Raw genomic sequence first — 17,467 nt, 5'->3', positions numbered from 1 at the left:
CGCAGAGCCTCGCTGTGGCGGCCCTCTTAACGAGGAAGGGATAGCCTGATCCTCTCGCCCGAGCCTGCCGGGCAGGCTGGTCATGTGATCATGCAGACCGGCTTGTGTGCGGTGGGCTGCTCGCGCCTTTTTTCGGCGTTGAGGGGGGGCATGGTTTGAAATGAGCCAGGACATGGCGCCAGAGCATCAGCCTACCGAAAGGCTGGAAGCAGTGGCATGGCGCCATAAAAAAGGCCTCCCGCCGATGGTGGGAGGCCTGGGACAGTACTCTGGGTCTGGTGACCGAGCGTATTGAGCCTTACTGGGCGTTCAGGCTGTAGGCCAGGGTCTGGTCGTTGAAGCGCACCACATAGACACCGACCACGGCCGTGGTGATGTCGGCGCCGGCCAGCTCGGCGACACCGTCCCTGTTGGTGTCGCCGTAGTTCTGGGTCCAGTCGCCCTTGACGTCGAACTTGAAGCGCTGAGCGCCGTTGCCATCGCCGCTACCGGTGAAGGTGACTCTGGCCTGCCAGAGGTGATCGCCTACCAGAGACATGGGGGTGGAGCCCCAGTTGTTGGTGGTGCCGCGAATGTTGAGGCTGGCGAAGTTCTTCGCGTAGCCGACGCTGACCGGGGTCAGGCTGTATTGCAGGGTCTGATCGTTGAAGCGTACCCGATACTGGCCGGTGACCGAGGTCAGGATGTCACTGCCGGCCAGTTCGGCCACCCCATCCTTGTTGGTGTCGCCATAGTTCTTGCTCCAGTCCCCCTTGACGTCGAACTTGAAGCGCTGGTTTGCCTGACCATCGAAGGTGACGAGAGCCTCCCACTGATTGTCGGCGACCAGCGTCATGGCAAGGGATCCCCAGGCATTGGGAGTGCCGCGGAAATTCAGGATGGGCAGCACGCTGGCGTAGGTGCCGTTGTCGTCGGTGACGGTCACGGTAGCGCTGGCACTGGCGGTCAACCCTTCTGCATCGGTCACGGTGACCGTCACGGTATGGGTACCCGAGGTATCGAACCGGACTGTCTCGGTGGCGGCGGTGCCGCCGCTGGACCAGCTGTAGCTCACCACGCCCCCGTCGTCGCGGGAGGCGGAGGCATCGAACACCACGCTCTCACCCGCCTTGACGCTGAGGGTCTTGGGAGAGAGGGCGGCGACCGGCGCCTGGTTGCTGGTGAGGGGGGTGACCGTGTAATGCAGATCGCTTTCGTTCAGGGTGATGCGGTAGCTGCCCGCCCCGCTGACCAGAATGTCCTTGCTGCTGCCCTTGTCGGCGATGCCATCCCCTTCGTTGTCGCCGTAGTTCTCGGACCAGTTGCCGAAGACGTCGAACTTGAAGCGCTGGGCGCCGGTGGCGTCACCGTTGCCGGTCAGGGTGAGGGTGGCTGACCAGACACGGTTGGCATCGACGGTCATGGGGGTATTGCCCCAGGCGTTGTGGGTACCGCGCAGGTTCATGCTGCTGAACTTGGTGCCCGGCAGGGCGGAACCACCGCAGGGGCTGGCCTTGGTACAACCGGCGATGATGGCGGCCGCCTTCATGCCGGGCACGTTCAGGCTGGCCTTGCCACTGCCGTCGACGGTGACATAGCCGCCGCTGCAGTAGTCATTGCCGCCCAAGAGGTTGCAGTACTCGCCAGCCGGCAGACCGGTCTGCAGCGAGGCCACCAGGCTGCCGCTCTCGTTGTTGATGGCGACGAAGCCCTTGTCACCGCGGCCGAAGGCGATCTGGTTGTTGCCGTTGTCCCACCAGTTGTTGACCGGCTGGCCTTCGGTCCGGTTGTGGAACAGGGCCATGTTCATGATGGTCGGCCGGCGCTGTTCGCAGTTCCACTGGCTGTCCGAGCAAGGTGTGCTGCCCGGTGCCCCCTTGTCGGTTTCATAGGTGCTCATGTTTTCGAAGCGATAGCCCGACATCACCTGCTTCCAGCCATAGGGCCAGGCCATCATGAAGGTGTTGGCCAGATCGTAGCGAGCACCGCTCATGAAGGTGAGCATGCCACCCCCGCCGTGGCCGCGTTCGCGGTCGTGGTTGACCACGAAGACGAAGGCCTTGTTGGAGGGGAGCAGGCCCCAGCTCTCGCCCAGCGTCTTGAGGTTCTTGATCTGGCCGTTGAAGTTGGCGGCGAGATCGGTGCCGTATTTGAAATCGGTGACGGTATCGATGTAGGTGTAGCGCCCGGGCTGGATGTCGGGAGACTCCCCGCCTGCGCCGATCACCTCCAGGTAGGCCCTGGGGCTGCCCGCCTTGTCGAGGATGGCCTTCACATCGGTCGGGGCCATGTGCTTGGCCGCATCGATACGAAAGCCCGCCACGCCCCAGCCGAGCAGGGTCTTCATGTAGGTGGCGATCTGATCCTGCACGTAGGGAGAGCCGGTATTGAGGTCCGGCATGCCGTAGAGGGCGCCGTTCCAGACGTTGTTGCTGTCACCGTAGTTGGTGATGTCGCCGCTGTGGTGGAAGTCGTTGTAGCCGAACTGGGGATACTGGTACTGCCCCGCGTTGTAGCTGCCGCCACCGGTGGCGGTGCCTGAGCCCGATGCCAGCTGGTTGAAGACGGCGTCGGCATAGACCTTGACCCCGGCTGCGTTGCAGCGGGCGATCATGCTTCTGAGTTCCGCCTCGCTACCGCCGAAACTGTTGAAATTCTTGAAGCTGACGGGTTGATAGACGGTCCACCAGACCTGGCTGCCTTGCTTGTGCTCGGCCGGTGGGGTGATCTGGACGCCCCCGAACCCCTTGGGTCCGAGCACGGTTTCGCACTCGTTGGCGATGTCGTTGAACTTCCATTGGAACAGGTGAACCATGACCCCTTCGGCGGTGGCAGTGTGGCTGAAAGAGCCGAGTGCCGCCGTCAGCAGGGCGGTTCGAAGCAGTGTGCTGTGCATGACGATTTTCCCTTCGATCTTGTTATTGACATATCACTGTCGTGTAGTCGAACGGACAACGAACAACCTCGTTCAGCTCAGTAGCATTCATGAAATTGAAGTGGTTGAAAATCGAACAGCCTGAATTAATTAAGAAATGTGAATGAAAATGCTTTCATGGCTCCTAGCGATGCAAGTGGCGAAAGAGAGGGCAAGAGCCGGGGACAGGTGGGTAGTGTGGGATCTGGGGAGTGGCAGAGCAATGAACAGGGGCCCAGCAGGGCCCCATGAGTATTCAGGCGTCGGATTCCTGCGGCAAGGCCCGGGCTTTGTCACGGCGCCTTGGCAACATGCGCTTCACCAGATTGCTGCGCTGGCGCCAGGAGGTGAACAGGATGGCCAGCAGGTGCAGCGCTATCATGCCCTGCAGGGCCCAGGTACACCAGACGTGCCAGTCGTCCGCCCCCAGCTCGAACCCCATCTCGGTATTCTGGAACCAGCCGGTGCCGGCGGTGGCCAGGATCAGCAGCCAGAGCGTCCAGACCGCCAGCTTGCCGCTGCCGTGGTGACCGGGGGCCGGTGGCGTGCGCTCGCGCAGCTCCACCGCTTGCTGGCGAAAATCTGCCCGGCTTGGGATGAGGGCTCGCAACCGGGCATGGCCCTTGGCAAACGAGAGCCCCCACGCCAGGCGCAGGCTGATCAGGGCGATGGCCAGGTAACCCAGCCGCTCGTGCCACTCCTCGCCCGCCTCGTTGAGCCAGAGGTTGCCGATACAGATGGCCGCCACACCCCAGTGGGTGAGGCGGACCAGACTATCCCAGTGGAAGGGATCAGCCTTTTTGCTTGGCATATTTGTGGTACTCCTTCTTCAGGTCGTTGACCTTGGCCAGGTGCTCGCGCGCCTTGGCTTCGTCACCCGCCTTGAGGGCTGCCAGGCTGGCATCCAGTTCGGTCTGCACTTCGTTCATGCCTTCCAGGAACTTCTCTTTCTTGGCGGCCGGCATGTTCTTCTGCTTGGCGATGTCGAACTGCGCCTTCATCTCGTTGATGTATTTTTCCATGGTGGCGGCATCGTCAGCCTTGACCGCCTGCTTGTAGTTGAAGCCGATCTTCTTCATCGGCTGTTCCAGCTCACCGGCCATGGCGGGCAGGGTCATCAGGCCAAACATCAGTGGCAGCAACAGGGGGCGAACAGTTTTCAACATGGGATTTCCTTATTTAAACGACATGCTTATCGATTCTAAGTGGCTTCTTATGAACCCTTGTTTGGATTCATTACAGGCATGATGCCATGACAGTGCGTGAACTGTTTGTGAATATTGCTGTTTTTTGTCACAAAGGGTAACAGGGAAGGGGGAGATGTAAGGAAGTTGCTGAGTCAAGCTAACCAGGCCATTCGGGCCATCTGCCGGGCTGCGTGACCGCGAGATACGCCGGATAAAGAGAGGGCCCTTGCGGGCCCTGTTGATTACTGCTGCTGTTCACGCTCGATGGCGCGCCAGCCGATGTCGTGGCGGTAGAAGACGCCGTCCCACTTGATGCGACCCGCCAGCTGATAGGCCCGGTTTTGCGCCTCGGCCACGCTGTGACCGAGGGCCGTGGCGCACAGCACGCGGCCACCGGCGGTCACCACGGTATCGCCTTCCAGTTGCGAGCCGGCGTGGAATACCTTCTCGCCGCTCGCCTCTTCCACCGGCAGGCCACTGATGGGCTTGCCCTGCTGGTAGTCGCCGGGGTAGCCGCCCGCCGCCAGCACCACGCCGATGGCGACGCGGGGGTCATAGATGGCTTCGACCTGATCCAGCTTGCCGGCACAGGCCGCCAGGCAGAGCTCCACCAGATCGGAGCGCATGCGCAGCATGATGGGCTGGGTTTCGGGATCGCCGAAGCGGCAGTTGAACTCGATCACCTTGGGATTGCCCTGGCCGTCGATCATCAGACCGGCGTAGAGGAAACCGGTGTAGACGTTGCCTTCGGCCGCCATGCCGCGCACGGTCGGCATGATCACCTGCTCCATCACCTTGCGGTGGACGTCGGCCGTGACCACGGGGGCGGGGGAGTAGGCGCCCATGCCGCCGGTGTTGAGGCCGGTATCACCATCACCGACCCGTTTGTGATCCTGGCTGGTGGCCATCGGCAGCACATGCTCGCCGTCCACCATGACGATGAAGCTCGCCTCTTCCCCGTCCAGAAACTCCTCGATCACCACCCGGGCCCCGGCGTCGCCAAAGGCGTTGCCGGAGAGCATGTCGCGGACCGCCTCTTCCGCCTCGCTCAGGGTCATGGCAACGATCACCCCCTTGCCGGCGGCCAGGCCGTCAGCCTTGATGACGATGGGGGCGCCCTTCTCGCGCAGGTAGGCCAGCGCCGGCTCCACCTCGGTGAAGTTCTGGTACTCGGCAGTCGGGATGGCGTGGCGGGCCAGAAAATCCTTGGCAAACGCCTTGGAACCTTCCAGCTGGGCGGCGGCGGCGGTCGGGCCGAAGATGGCCAGCCCCTCGGCGCGGAACGCATCGACCACCCCTTTCACCAGCGGCGCTTCCGGCCCGACGATGGTCAGACCGATGCGCTGCTCCTTGGCAAACGCCAGCAGGGCCGGGATGTCGGTGGCCGAGATGGCCACGTTCTCGAGGCTCCCTTCATGGGCGGTGCCGGCATTGCCGGGGGCGACGAAGACCCGGGTCACCAGAGGGGATTGCTTGGCCTTCCAGGCCAGGGCGTGTTCACGGCCGCCGTTGCCAATGATCAGTACTTTCATCGTATCGCTCGCTTCTATTCGGGGTCACGGGCGGGCCTGGGGCCTGCGCCGGTGAAAATAGCCAGGTGAAAAGAGACAACAAAAGGGCCGCCGGCGGCGGCCCTGATCCATCAGTGACGGAAGTGGCGCATGTTGGTGAACAGCATGCACATGCCGTGTTCGTCGGCGGCGTCGATCACCTCCTGGTCGCGCATCGAGCCACCGGGCTGGATGACGCAGGAGATGCCGGCTGCCGCTGCCGCGTCGATGCCGTCGCGGAACGGGAAGAAGGCGTCGGAAGCCATGACGGAGCCCGCCACGGTCAGCCCTTCATCCTCGGCCTTGATACCGGCGATCTTGGCGGAGTAGACGCGGCTCATCTGGCCGGCGCCGACGCCGATGGTCTGGCCGTCTTTGGCATAGACGATGGCGTTGGATTTGACGAACTTGGCCACCTTCCAGCAGAACAGCAGGTCGTTCAGTTCGGCATCGGTGGGCTGACGCTTGCTGACCACCTTCAAATCCCCGAGCGTCACCATGCCAAGGTCGCGCTCCTGCACCAGCAGCCCGCCGTTGACGCGCTTGAAGTCAAAGCCTTGCGCCGGCGCGGTCCACTGACCGCACTCGAGCAGCCGCACGTTCTGCTTGGCGGCGACCGCGTCGCGGGCAGCCTGGCTGACGGTGGGGGCGATGATCACCTCGACGAACTGGCGCTCGACGATGGCCTTGGCGGTGGCGCCATCCAGTTCACGGTTGAAGGCGATGATGCCGCCAAACGCGGAGGTGGGGTCGGTCTGCCAGGCGCGCTCGTAGGCGCTCAGCAGATCGCTGCCGATGGCCACGCCGCACGGATTGGCGTGCTTGACGATGACGCAGGCCGGCTGGTCGAACTCTTTGACGCACTCCAGCGCCGCGTCGGTGTCGGCGATGTTGTTGTAGGAGAGGGCCTTGCCCTGCAGCTGGGTGGCACTGGCCACCGAGCCCGGTGCGGCCTGCTCTTCGGCATAGAAGGCGGCGGCCTGGTGGCTGTTCTCGCCGTAGCGCATGTCCTGCTTCTTGATGAACTGGCTGTTGAAGGTGCGCGGGAAGCGAGACTCCTCGTCACCCTCCTTGTTGTCACCGTAAGAGGGAACCATGGTGCCGAAGTAGTTGGCGATCATGCCGTCGTAGGCAGCGGTGTGTTCGAAGGCGGCAATGGCCAGATCGAAACGGGTGGCCAGTTTCAGGCTGTTGCCGTTGCCATCCATCTCGCGGATGACGCGGTCATAGTCGGCAGCCTTGACCACGATGGCCACATCTTTGTGGTTCTTGGCGGCGGAGCGAACCATGGTCGGGCCGCCGATGTCGATGTTCTCGACCGCATCGGCCAGGGTACAACTGGGCTTGGCGACGGTCGCGGCGAAGGGATAGAGGTTGACCACGACCATGTCGATGGGGGAGATAGCGTGCTGGGCCATGATGGCGTCGTCTTGCTCGCGTCGGCCGAGAATGCCGCCGTGGACCTTGGGATGCAGGGTCTTGACCCGGCCATCCATCATTTCAGGGAATCCCGTGTAATCGGAGACCTCAGTCACCGGCAGACCGGCGTCGGCCAGCAGCTTGGCGGTACCGCCGGTGGAGAGCAGGGCCACGCCACGTTCGTTGAGTGCCTTGGCAAATTCCAGGATGCCAGTCTTGTCAGACACACTCAGCAGTGCACGGCGAATGGGTCGAGCTTGTTCCATCACACTATCGTCCTCAGCATAACGGGGACCGTTCCATGGGAGGCGAGGCTCAACACAGAGAGTCCCCAAATAAATGGAAGTGGGGGATTTCGCAAACCGCTCTCGCCTGAAAAACCTGCCGACAGGCAAAAGCGTTTTAGGAAATGCCCGCTTGACGCGACGCTCTCTTGTGGGCGCGTATTCTACACAAAAAATGTGACCCGTGGTGGATTTTTTAAAGTGACAAAGCCTTGTCTGGTGCGGTGTTAAACGTTTTCTGGTTGGTTTTTGTGAAACGTTTGTCTTTTCAGTCTCTTGATGGCAAAAGGGTGGCCGCGTCCTCTTTCCTGCTGCCGGCTGGCAATCGCCGGGCAAAGGGGCGATAGTGGGGGCCGGTTGTGGCTGTGTGCAAATTCAACGGGAGAAAAGGCATGTATCGGATCGGGGAGCTGGCCAAGGCGTGCGGGGTGAAGGCGGATACCCTGCGTTTTTACGAGAAGAATGGTCTCATCTCGCCAGGCATCCGCAACGAGTCCGGCTATCGCCTCTATGGCGAGCAGGACAAGCGGCGGCTGGAGTTCATCATCCGCGCCAAGTCGGTGGGGTTCTCGCTGGCCGACATCGGCGAACTGCTGGATCTCGATACCAACAAGGCCAAGGTCACCTGTCAGGAGGTGAAGGCGGTGGCCGACACCAAGCTCGAACAGGTGGAGCAGAAGATCGTCGAGCTGACCCGTTTTCGCGACAACCTGCGCGAGCTCTCCAACATCTGCTGCGGCGGCCCGCGCTCGGCGGAGCACTGCGCCATCCTCGAGACGTTGGAGTCCGGCGCCCCCTCCCGTCATGAGCACCACGACCATGAGCACTGAGCTTCACCGGCCCCGGGTATCCGCCTTTCTCGCTCTCTCCCTCGACGGCTTCATTGCCGGGGAGGGGGGCGATCTGGCCTGGCTTGAGCTCTACAACGGCGACTCCCAGGAAGAGACCGGCTACAGCGCGCTGATGGCCAGCGTTGATACCCTGCTGATGGGGCGCAACAGCTACGACACTGTGCTGGGCTTTCCCGAGTGGTTTTATGGCGACAAGCCGGTGGTGGTATTGACCCACAGACCCGCCGCTCCCCGTGAGCATGTCTCCTTCCAGCAGGGGGCGCTGGCGCAGGTGCTGGACGAGCTGTGGCAGGCGGGCAGCCGCCATCTTTATCTGGATGGCGGCGAGGTGGTCAGGCAGGGACTGCAGGCCGCGCTGGTGGACGAGCTGATCCTGTTCTGGGTGCCGGTCACCCTGGGGGGCGGGGTGCCGCTCTTTGCAGGGCTGCTGCCTGGCGCGCTGGTACCGGTGTCGAGCAGCGTGCTGCCGAGCGGGCTGGTGCGGGTCGTCTATCAACCGGCCTGAGGAGCCCGCCAGCCCCCTTGCAGGCAGGCCGGGAGAGGTGCACAATCGGCACGTTTTTTCGCCGCCAGCCCCGGATCTGTGGTGGCAGGGGCGATGGGCAAACACGACCAACCGCATCAAGGAGCCGATATGGCCAAGAAGAAGGTGACCCGGGTCACCACCGAGCCCGCCTGCGAACATCAGCGTGGCATCATTCAGGACAACCACCTCAAGGCACTGGTGACCTCCCCCCTGTTCCAGGCCCGGGTCGAACCGAGCAAGAAAGGCAAGGGCAGCTATCAGCGCAAGGCCAAGCACGGCAAACGGTGGGAGCCCGGCCAACAGCAGATGGTAAGCGTCTGCTGCTGAGCGGGTTCATGCCGTAAGGTATCAGCTAAAACAATCAGGACGCCAATGGCGCCCTGATTGTTTTTCTATTCGCTGGTGCTGATTCACTCTCTTGCTGCAAGAGAGTGAATCCGTGCTCACTCGTCCATAAAGAGCTCGAGCAGCACGTTGAGATAGCGATGGCCGAGGGACGTGAGCTGCCAGCTGTCGCCGAGATCCTCGATCAGCTCCTTGCTCTGGGCGATGGTCAGCATGGTCTCTACCCGTTCCAGCGACAGCCCGGTATAGGCCTCGAACTCCGCCTTGGGGGCCGGTTCAAACAATCTGAACCGGTTCATGAAGTACTCGAGCGGCAGATCATCCGTACTTACCTGCCATTGCTCGTCCAGATAGGGGCGGCTCGGGTCCAGATAACCTTTCGGGTGCTTCACCTTGGCGCTGCGCAGGATCTGCTGGTTGGCGAGATCCGTCACCTTGCCGTGGGCGCCGCAGCCGATCCCCAGATAGTCGCCGAAGCGCCAGTAGTTGAGGTTGTGGCGGCACTGGTAGCCCGCCTTGGCATAGGCCGAGATCTCGTACTGCTGATAGCCGTGGGCGGTGAGCATGGCGTGACCCTGCTCGTAGATGTCCCACAGGGTGTCATCCTCCGGCAGGGTGGGCGGCTTGGAGGCAAAGGCCGTGTTCGGCTCTATGGTGAGCTGATACCAGGAGAGGTGCGGCGGTGCGCAGTCGATGGCTTGCTGCAGATCCGAGAGTGCGTCCGCCAGGCTCTGATCCGGCAGGCCGTGCATCAGATCCAGGTTGAAGGTGGGCAGTTTGATGGCGTGAGCCAGTGCGGCGGCCTTGCGCGCCTCTTCCGGGCCGTGAATGCGGCCGAGCCGGGTCAGCTTCTCCTGCTGGAAGCTCTGCACCCCGATGGAGATGCGGTTGATGCCGGCCCGCTGGAAGCCGGCGAACTTGTCCGCCTCCACCGTGCCCGGGTTGGCCTCCATGGTGATCTCGCAGTCCGCAGTGAGTTCGATGCGCGCGCGCACCCCGTCCAGCAGCGTCTGCATGGCCTCCACGGAGAGCAGGCTCGGCGTGCCACCGCCGATGAAGATGGAAGAGAGGGGGCGCCCCTGGGCCCAGTGCAGGTCTTGCTCCAGATCCTCCAGCAGGGCGGCCACGTACTCGAGGTGGGGCAGCTCCCCCTTCTGGGCGTGGGAGTTAAAGTCGCAGTAGGGACACTTCTGGACACACCAGGGCACGTGGATATAGAGGGAGAGGGGCGGCAGTTGCAGCATGGGGTTTCCAGTATTCAAAAAATCATCAGGGGTCGGGTTGCCCTTGTCGTCGATGACAACGGGCCGGGGCGCCGCGAACGAAACGGGGGCCGACGGCCCCCATTGTAGATGACAACGCGGCGGGAGACAGCGCTTTAGTTGACCGCCGCCAGGGCCGCTTTGAGCTTGGCCAGCGCCTGGCCGCGATGGCTGAGCTGGTTCTTGAGCTCGGCCGGCATCTGGGCCGAGGTGCAGTCGTGATCGGGCACGAAGAACACCGGGTCATAGCCGAAGCCGTGCTGACCGCGCGGTTCGTCGATGATCATCCCTTCCCAGCTGGCCTGGCAGATGATGGGGGTGGGATCGTCGGCGTGGCGCATGTAGACCAGCACGCACCAGAAACGGGCGCTCTTGAGATACTCGGGGGCGCCTTTCAGCTCGCCCAGCAGTTTGTCGATGTTGTCCTTGTCGCTGGCACCCTCACCGGCAAAGCGGGCGGAGTAGACGCCGGGACGGCCGTGCAGCAGATCCACTTCCAGGCCGGAGTCGTCGGCAACCGCCGGCAGGCCGGTGATGCGGGCGGCGTGGCGGGCCTTGATGATGGCATTCTCGACGAAGGTGGTGCCGGTCTCTTCGGCATCGGAGACCGCAAACTCGCTCTGTGGGATCACCTGGATCTTCATATCGGCCAGCATGGCGGCCAATTCCTTCACCTTTTTCTGGTTCCCTGTTGCCAGGACAAGCTTGTTCATCGAGCACCTCCGCAAAAATAATCTGCGCATTCTATGCGGGGCTGGCGCCCAGGAAAAGCGCCAATTGCCCTGGATCACCCTCACCGGGGTCATGGCAAGATGCGGATAAAATGAATGTTTCCTGAATGGAATAACAGAAGTGATTAAATACCATTTCAATTCATTACTGTGAGCCAGTAGACTCGCGCCCCAATCTATTTTCCCCATGCCACGAGGTGACTGATGCCATTGATTCTTTTGCTTGTCCTACTGGTGCTGTTCAGTCCGCTGGCCATCGACATCTACCTGCCCGCCATCCCGCAGATGGCCGAGCAGCTGGGGGCCGAGGTGACCCTGATGCAGGGCACCATCACCTGGTTCCTGTTCAGCATGGGACTGGGGCAACTGCTGGTGGGGCCGCTGGCCGATCGCTACGGCCGCAAGCCCATCGCCCTGGGCGGCGTGTTGCTCTACGGTCTGAGCGCCTTGGGGGCCGGCTTTGCCGCGAGCCTGGGCGAGCTGATGCTGGCGCGGGTGCTGCAGGGTTTTGGCGCCTGTGCCACCTCGGTGGCCGCCTTCTCGGTGGTGCGTGACAGCTACGGCCCCAAGAAGAGCGGTCAGATGATCTCCTACCTGAACGGTGCCATCTGCTTTATTCCGGCGCTGGCCCCCTTGCTCGGTGGCTGGCTCACCGCCAAGGCGGGCTGGTCGGCCAACTTCTGGTTCATGGCCGGTTATGCGGTCATCGTCGGTAGCTGGCTGCTGTGGCGGATGCCGGAGACCCGTCCGGAAGAGACCAGCAGCAGCGGCCCGCTCATCAGCTGGTCGCGCTACAGCCCGGTGCTGCGCTCCCCGAGCTTCCTGTTCAACGCGACGCTGTGCATGCTGGCGATGGCGGTGATCCTGGCCTATGTCACCGCGGCGCCGGTGCAACTGATGGTGAAGCTGGGGCTGGACATGAGCGGCTTCAGCTACTGGTTCACCGCCAACGCGGCACTCAACATCCTGGCCTGCTTCCTGGCGCCCCGTTTCATCGCCAGAGTGGGGCCAAGACGCACCCTGCGCATCGGCCTGCTGGTGCTGCTGCTCTCCGCCATCGCCTTGACCCTGGCCATGCACATCGAGCATCCGCTGGCCATGATGGGCCCGGTGTTCCTCTCCAGTATCGGCTTTGCCATGATCCTGGGCGCGGCCGCCGGCATGGCGCTGGCACCGTTCGGCCACTGCGCCGGCACCGCCGCCGCCCTGCTCGGTCTGTTCCAGATGAGCGGCTCAGGTGCGCTGGTGGGCTTCATCGGTGTACTGATGCATGATCCGCTCAGCCAGCTGGCGCTGCACATGTGGCTGCTGCTGCCCCCCCTGCTGATGCTGATGACCCGCCAGGGCCGGCGCTTGTGTTTGCAATAAATCCTGTGCTCTGATGGGCACACTCAGGGGGCCTTGGGCCCCTTTCTTTATTTGGCAGGCAAGGGTTTGCCTGCGCCCCGTGACACAGCTACCCGTGGAGAAAACCGGATGAGCCACACAATCAATGCCGCCCTGGTGGGCTACGGCTTTGCAGGCCAAACCTTTCACGTCCCGTTTCTGACCAGCACGCCCGGGCTCTCCCTCGGCTGGGTGGTGAGCCGCGATGCCGCCAAGGTGCAGGCCGAGCTACCCGGTTGCCGGGTCGGTTCGCTGGCCGAGGTGCTGGCGGACCCGTCGGTCGACCTGGTGGTGATCGCCACCCCCAACGACACTCATGCCCCCATCGCCCGTGAGGCCCTGCTGGCCGGCAAGCACGTGGTGATCGACAAGCCGTTCGCCCTGGATTTGGCCGAGGCGAAGGCGCTGGTCGAGCTGGCGGAGAAGCAGCAGCGGCTGCTCAGCATCTTCCACAACCGGCGTTGGGACGGTGACTTTCTCACCGTACGCCGCCTGCTGGTGGAAGGAGCGCTCGGCCAAGTTGCCCAGTTCGAATCCCACTTCGATCGCTATCGTCCCGAGGTGCGCCAGCGCTGGCGCGAGGCGGGCGGTCCGGGCTCCGGTCTCTGGTTCGATCTCGGCCCCCACATCCTCGATCAGTCGCTCCAGCTGTTCGGTCAACCGGACTGGCTGCAGGCGGATCTGGCTCAGCAGCGCCCCGGTGCCCTGGCGGATGACTACTTCCACGTGGTGCTCGGCTATGGCGAGATGCGGGTCGTGCTGCACGGCAGTTGCCTGGTGTCGGCCACCATGCCGCGGTTTGTCATCCACGGCAGCGAGGGCTCCTTCATCAAGTTCGGCATGGATGTGCAGGAGGAGCAGCTCAAGCTCGGCAAGCGGCCGCCGGCGGCAGACTGGGGAGTGGACAACGAACCCGGCCAGCTCAGCCGGATCCGCGACGGTCAGCTGCTGCAGCAGAGCGTGGCCGGCGAGGCAGGTGACTACGGCGCCTACTATCGCGGCGTCTGCGCCGCCATCCGTGGGGAGGGGGCGAACCCGGTGCCGGCCGGCGAGGCGCTGGCTGTGATGGCGCTGCTGGACCTGGCTCGCGACAGCGCCCGCGAGGGTAAGCGGCTGGCTTGTCAGATCCTGTCTGATTGAGGCGCAGTCCGCGCGTGGTTGCCGGCACAATGCAATAGCCGTTTATTGCCAGCAACCACGGGGCCTGTGGCGTTTTATTGTACAAAACTGCGCCGTTTGCAGTGTTTTGTATTAATGTTTGTCGTTGTAGTAGTTCTTTTCATCCAGCCAACGAGAAAATATCATTGTGATACTCGTTTTCATTGGGCGCGTATGGGGATATATTTCGCGCGCCTCTTGGCTCCCGGCATATGGGTTTTTCACCGGGTGAAAGGACGCACTGTGATGGTTGTACCAACCATCTCTCCATATTTTTCTGAGGGTATGCACATGAACAAAGTACTGGTAGCCGGTATCCTGGGTCTGATGTTGACCGCTTGTGGTCAGAAAGAAGAAGCCGCCGCTCCGGCTGCTACTCCGGCCGCCGACGTTGCTGCAACTGTTGAGAAAGCCGCTAGCGAAGCCACCTCTACCGTAGAGAAGGCCGCTTCCGAAGCGACTGCAACCGTTGAGAAGGCTGCCGCTGACGTAGCCACCAAGGCAGAAGCCGCAGTGAGCGATGCCAAGGCCAACTAAGCCTGCACCTCATCTGAAGAACGGGCCCGAAGGCAACTTCGGGCCCGTTTTTTTATGCCCGTTCCCCGCCTTTGACAGGATTCTTGCCGGCCCGAGAACCGGCTAGAGTGCCGGGTTGAGGCGCGCGGTGAGGATATGATCCTCCCAGCGGCCGTTGATCATCAGGTAGTCTTTGGCGTATCCCTCCCGCTCGAAGCCGAGCCGCTCGAGCAGGGCGCCACTGCGCTGATTCGACGGCATGTAGCCGGCCATGATGCGGTGCAGGCCGTGTTCCCGGAACAGGTAGTCGATGCCGGCCTCGACAATTTCCTGCATCAGCCCCTGTCCCTGGTGGGCCTGGTCGATGGCGTAACCCAGATGGCAGGCCTTGAAGGCGCCCATCAGGATGTTGGTGAAGTTGCAGGTGGCGATCACCTGCTCACCATGGGGATCGAGCGCCACCAGATGCACCCCGCTGCCATTGAAGAACTGGCCGTAGCTGTCGCGCAGCCGGCCGTGCCAGTGGCTCAGGGTGTAGAAGCTCTCGTCCCGGCTGGGCTCCCAGGGGGCGAGGTGGGCGCGGTTGCGCAGATAGAAATCCAGCATCAGATCGGCCCGTTCGGGGGGCAGTATGGTGAGCTGGCAGCGGGCCGTGCACAGGTGTGGCAGCGCCATCAGTGATCCCTCTGCCTGAGCCACTCATCGCGCAGCAGGCTGTAGTGAACGTGATCCACGATGCGGTCGGCCAGCCGCTCGGCACGGCGGGTGATCCCCTCCTGCTGCATGCCGAGGCGCTCGCAGACGGCCCGGCTGGGCTCGTTGTCGGTGGCGGCGCTGATCTCCACCTTCTCCATTCCCATCTCCTCGAAGGCGTGATGGATCAGGGCCTGGCAGGCGCGGGTGATGATGCCGTTGCCCTGCCAGCGTTCGGCCAGCCAGTAGCCGATGCTGACCTTGGCCAGCGCCCGGTCGATCTGGTTGTAGCCAATGACGCCGACCACTTCCCCCTGATACTCGATGGCGGTGGTCAGCCCTTCGCCGCGGGCAAACTTCTCGATGGCATGGCGGATGAAGGTGGCGCTGTCGGCGGGCTGCTGAATGTAGGGCGGCCAGGGCAGCCACTGGGTCAGGTAGTCGCGGTTCTCCCGACACAGGGCAAAGAGTTCGCTGGCCATGTCGGGCTGCAGGAACAGCAGCGCCAGCTCGTCGTCCAGTTGCCATGAAAACATCCGCACCTCCCCTCCAGTCAGAGCCCGACGCGGGCCGCCAAACCGCCAATGTAGCCAATCAACCCCTTGTACGCCAAGGGTTTTCCATCTGTTCTTGCGCCCCGCCATCCCCATATGGAGGGGCGGTTGGTGGCAGCCAGAAAGCGCCTGGCCATTGTTCGGCTTTTTTTGGTGTTATTCGCCATTTTGAACTCTTCTCACGCTACCAAACAGGGGCAACAGCAGATCCTGCTATGGGTTTGTGCTGCTCTGTCACATATGACAGGCAGCAATCTTGAGCGTGCCAACTAGTGTAGGAGCGCCGGGCAACGGACCCGACGTGTAATCTTCATCGACTTAAGGAAAAGACGGATGAACAAAGTCTATTTGGCCGTGGTATTGGCCTGCTGGGGAAGCGCAGCGCTGGCTGCAGAACAGGTGAATGTGCATCAGGTTGCGGGCATTCAGGGGGCGCCGAGCGGCGCTGCCGGTGTGAGCGCACTGGCAGGGGATGGCGAGTTTCGTCAGGTGCGGGCGGTCAAGCTGCCCAACGGTCAGCAGCGGGTACGCTATGAGCAGACCTGGCACGGGATCCCGGTGTGGGGCCAGGTGCTGGTGGCCGAGCAGTCCCTCGGCGGGCAGATCAGCCAGGTCTCCGGCCAGATCCTGCGCCAGATCGATGCCGACGTGGCCAGCCCGACCGCCGCCCTGTCGCCGGCCGATGCCGCCAGCAAGGCGCGGGCCGGGGCCAAGGGCAGCAACGAGCGGGTCAAGCTGTTCGTGATGCAGGATGAGGCCGGTCAGGCCCGCCTGGTCTATCTGGTCTCCTGGCTGGCGGCGAGCGACGAGCCAAGCCGCCCCTTCGTGGTGATCGATGCCCAGAACGGCAGCGAGCTCAAGCGCTGGGAAGGGATCAACCACAAGGACGCCACCGGCCCGGGTGGCAACGTCAAGACCGGCAAATATTTCTACGGCGCCGACTTCGGCCCGCTGCTGGTGGACGACAACTGCCGGATGACCAGCCCGAACGTGGACACCCTCAACATGAATCACGCCACCACGGGCGGCGCCATTCATCAGTTCACCTGCCCGGAGAACACGGTCAAGGAGATCAACGGCGCCTACTCGCCGCTCAACGATGCCCACTACTTCGGCAACGTGGTGTTCGACATGTACCGCAACTGGTACAACACGGCGCCGCTGACCTTCAAGCTGAAGATGCGGGTGCACTACAGCCGCAACTACGAGAATGCCTTCTGGGACGGCAGCCAGATGACCTTCGGTGACGGCGCCACCACCTTCTACCCGCTGGTGAGCCTGGACGTGGCGGCCCACGAGGTGAGCCACGGTTTTACCGAGCAGAACTCCGGGCTGGTCTACTCCGGTCAGTCGGGCGGCATCAACGAGGCCTTCTCCGACATGGCGGGGGAAGCTGCCGAGAACTTCATGAAGGGCAGCAACGACTGGCTGGTGGGCGCCCAGATCTTCAAGGGCAACGGCTCGCTGCGCTACTTCGAGGATCCGACCCGGGACGGCAGTTCCATCGGCCATGCCAGCGACTACTACGATGGCATCGACGTGCACCACAGCTCCGGTGTCTACAACCGCGCCTTCTATCTGCTGGCCAACACCAGCGGCTGGAACACCCGCAAGGCCTTCGAAGTGTTCGTGCTGGCCAACCGCCTCTACTGGGGCGCCAACACCACCTTCGATCAGGGTGCCTGCGGGGTGACCAAGGCCGCCACCGATCTGGGCTACAGTGTGACCGACGTGGCGGCAGCCTTTACCACCGTGGGGGTCAATGCCTCCTGTGGCGGTACCACGCCGCCGCCGGGCAGCGTGCTGCAAAACGGGGTGCCGGTGAGCGGTCTCTCCGCTGCCAAGGGTGGCAAGTTGAACTTCACCATCGACGTGCCGGCCGGCAAGAGCCAGCTGGTGATCGCCAGCAGCGGCGGCACCGGCGATGCGGATCTCTATGTGAAGTTCGGCAGCGTGCCGACCAGCAGCAGCTATGACTGCCGCCCCTACAAGAGCGGCAATGCCGAGACCTGCACCCTGAACTCGCCCAAGGCGGGGACCTGGAACGTGCAGCTGAGCGCCTACAGCGCCTTCTCGGGGGTGACCCTCAAGGCCAGCTACTGAGCCTGAGTT

16 protein-coding genes are annotated in these 17,467 nt (G+C 63.0%); 7 read left to right on the top strand and 9 right to left on the bottom strand.

What is annotated here, in order from left to right; genetic code table 11:
• Window positions 1–298: 298 nt before the first annotated feature.
• The 5 genes from ACPW75_RS16275 to purH all read right to left on the bottom strand — a co-directional run bounded on the left by ACPW75_RS16275 (window position 299) and on the right by purH (window position 7,315).
• Window positions 299–2,875, bottom strand: coding sequence for an alpha amylase C-terminal domain-containing protein (locus tag ACPW75_RS16275; protein WP_077097493.1), 2,577 nt, complete (start codon window positions 2,873–2,875; stop codon window positions 299–301).
• Window positions 2,876–3,149: 274 nt separating this feature from the next.
• Complete coding sequence (locus ACPW75_RS16270) at window positions 3,150–3,704, bottom strand: cytochrome b/b6 domain-containing protein (protein ID WP_029302376.1); 555 nt, start codon at window positions 3,702–3,704, stop codon at window positions 3,150–3,152.
• On the bottom strand, window positions 3,685–4,059 hold the full coding sequence (locus tag ACPW75_RS16265; RefSeq protein WP_011704785.1) for a cytochrome b562: 375 nt from the start codon (window positions 4,057–4,059) through the stop codon (window positions 3,685–3,687). Before ACPW75_RS16265 ends, ACPW75_RS16270 begins: the two co-directional genes overlap by 20 nt.
• 263 nt (window positions 4,060–4,322) lie before the next feature.
• The gene (purD, locus tag ACPW75_RS16260; RefSeq protein WP_077097491.1) at window positions 4,323–5,612 is read right to left on the bottom strand and encodes a phosphoribosylamine--glycine ligase; all 1,290 of its coding nucleotides are present in this window, start codon (window positions 5,610–5,612) and stop codon (window positions 4,323–4,325) included.
• Window positions 5,613–5,722: 110 nt separating this feature from the next.
• Complete coding sequence (purH, locus tag ACPW75_RS16255) at window positions 5,723–7,315, bottom strand: bifunctional phosphoribosylaminoimidazolecarboxamide formyltransferase/IMP cyclohydrolase (protein WP_077097489.1); 1,593 nt, start codon at window positions 7,313–7,315, stop codon at window positions 5,723–5,725.
• Window positions 7,316–7,725: 410 nt separating this feature from the next.
• Here purH and zntR point away from each other — a divergent pair, with 410 nt between their 5' ends.
• The 3 genes from zntR (at window position 7,726) to ACPW75_RS16240 (ending at window position 9,037) form a co-directional block, all read left to right on the top strand.
• Entirely contained in the window at window positions 7,726–8,163 is a 438-nt protein-coding gene (gene zntR, locus ACPW75_RS16250) for a Zn(2+)-responsive transcriptional regulator (RefSeq protein ID WP_005309469.1), read from the top strand.
• Complete coding sequence (locus ACPW75_RS16245) at window positions 8,153–8,689, top strand: dihydrofolate reductase family protein (RefSeq protein WP_077097487.1); 537 nt, start codon at window positions 8,153–8,155, stop codon at window positions 8,687–8,689. The genes zntR and ACPW75_RS16245 overlap by 11 nt, the downstream gene beginning before the upstream one ends.
• Window positions 8,690–8,818: 129 nt before the next feature.
• The gene (locus ACPW75_RS16240) at window positions 8,819–9,037 is read left to right on the top strand and encodes an alternative ribosome-rescue factor A (protein ID WP_042065979.1); all 219 of its coding nucleotides are present in this window, start codon (window positions 8,819–8,821) and stop codon (window positions 9,035–9,037) included.
• 116 nt (window positions 9,038–9,153) lie between these two features.
• On the opposite strand, the gene hemW is transcribed toward ACPW75_RS16240, so the two are convergent.
• Together hemW and ACPW75_RS16230 are read right to left on the bottom strand one after the other, a co-directional pair.
• Complete coding sequence (hemW, locus tag ACPW75_RS16235; protein ID WP_077097485.1) at window positions 9,154–10,299, bottom strand: radical SAM family heme chaperone HemW; 1,146 nt, start codon at window positions 10,297–10,299, stop codon at window positions 9,154–9,156.
• A gap of 134 nt (window positions 10,300–10,433) precedes the next feature.
• The gene (locus ACPW75_RS16230) at window positions 10,434–11,030 is read right to left on the bottom strand and encodes an XTP/dITP diphosphatase (RefSeq protein WP_011704791.1); all 597 of its coding nucleotides are present in this window, start codon (window positions 11,028–11,030) and stop codon (window positions 10,434–10,436) included.
• A gap of 222 nt (window positions 11,031–11,252) precedes the next feature.
• On the opposite strand from ACPW75_RS16230, the gene ACPW75_RS16225 reads away from it, so the two are divergent.
• The 3 genes from ACPW75_RS16225 (at window position 11,253) to ACPW75_RS16215 (ending at window position 14,129) form a co-directional block, all read left to right on the top strand.
• The gene (locus ACPW75_RS16225) at window positions 11,253–12,416 is read left to right on the top strand and encodes a multidrug effflux MFS transporter (protein ID WP_024946189.1); all 1,164 of its coding nucleotides are present in this window, start codon (window positions 11,253–11,255) and stop codon (window positions 12,414–12,416) included.
• Window positions 12,417–12,524: 108 nt separating this feature from the next.
• Window positions 12,525–13,574, top strand: a complete 1,050-nt coding sequence (locus ACPW75_RS16220) for an oxidoreductase (RefSeq protein ID WP_190283855.1) — start codon at window positions 12,525–12,527, stop codon at window positions 13,572–13,574.
• A 309-nt stretch (window positions 13,575–13,883) separates the two neighbouring features.
• The gene (locus ACPW75_RS16215; protein WP_005309486.1) at window positions 13,884–14,129 is read left to right on the top strand and encodes a hypothetical protein; all 246 of its coding nucleotides are present in this window, start codon (window positions 13,884–13,886) and stop codon (window positions 14,127–14,129) included.
• 102 nt (window positions 14,130–14,231) lie between these two features.
• Here ACPW75_RS16215 and rimJ read toward each other — a convergent pair whose 3' ends face one another.
• Together rimJ and ACPW75_RS16205 are read right to left on the bottom strand one after the other, a co-directional pair.
• The gene (gene rimJ / locus ACPW75_RS16210) at window positions 14,232–14,783 is read right to left on the bottom strand and encodes a ribosomal protein S5-alanine N-acetyltransferase (RefSeq protein WP_016349554.1); all 552 of its coding nucleotides are present in this window, start codon (window positions 14,781–14,783) and stop codon (window positions 14,232–14,234) included.
• Window positions 14,783–15,337, bottom strand: coding sequence for a GNAT family N-acetyltransferase (locus tag ACPW75_RS16205; protein WP_017410624.1), 555 nt, complete (start codon window positions 15,335–15,337; stop codon window positions 14,783–14,785). The genes rimJ and ACPW75_RS16205 overlap by 1 nt, the downstream gene beginning before the upstream one ends.
• Before the next feature lie 351 nt (window positions 15,338–15,688).
• Here ACPW75_RS16205 and ACPW75_RS16200 point away from each other — a divergent pair, with 351 nt between their 5' ends.
• Entirely contained in the window at window positions 15,689–17,458 is a 1,770-nt protein-coding gene (locus ACPW75_RS16200) for a M4 family metallopeptidase (RefSeq protein ID WP_077097481.1), read from the top strand.
• Window positions 17,459–17,467: the final 9 nt, after the last annotated feature.

The sequence above is a fragment of the Aeromonas sp. FL131 genome, from assembly GCF_049860615.1.
GTDB classification, from domain to species: domain Bacteria; phylum Pseudomonadota; class Gammaproteobacteria; order Enterobacterales; family Aeromonadaceae; genus Aeromonas; species Aeromonas hydrophila.
This window is presented reverse-complemented; position numbering and strand designations above follow the sequence as displayed.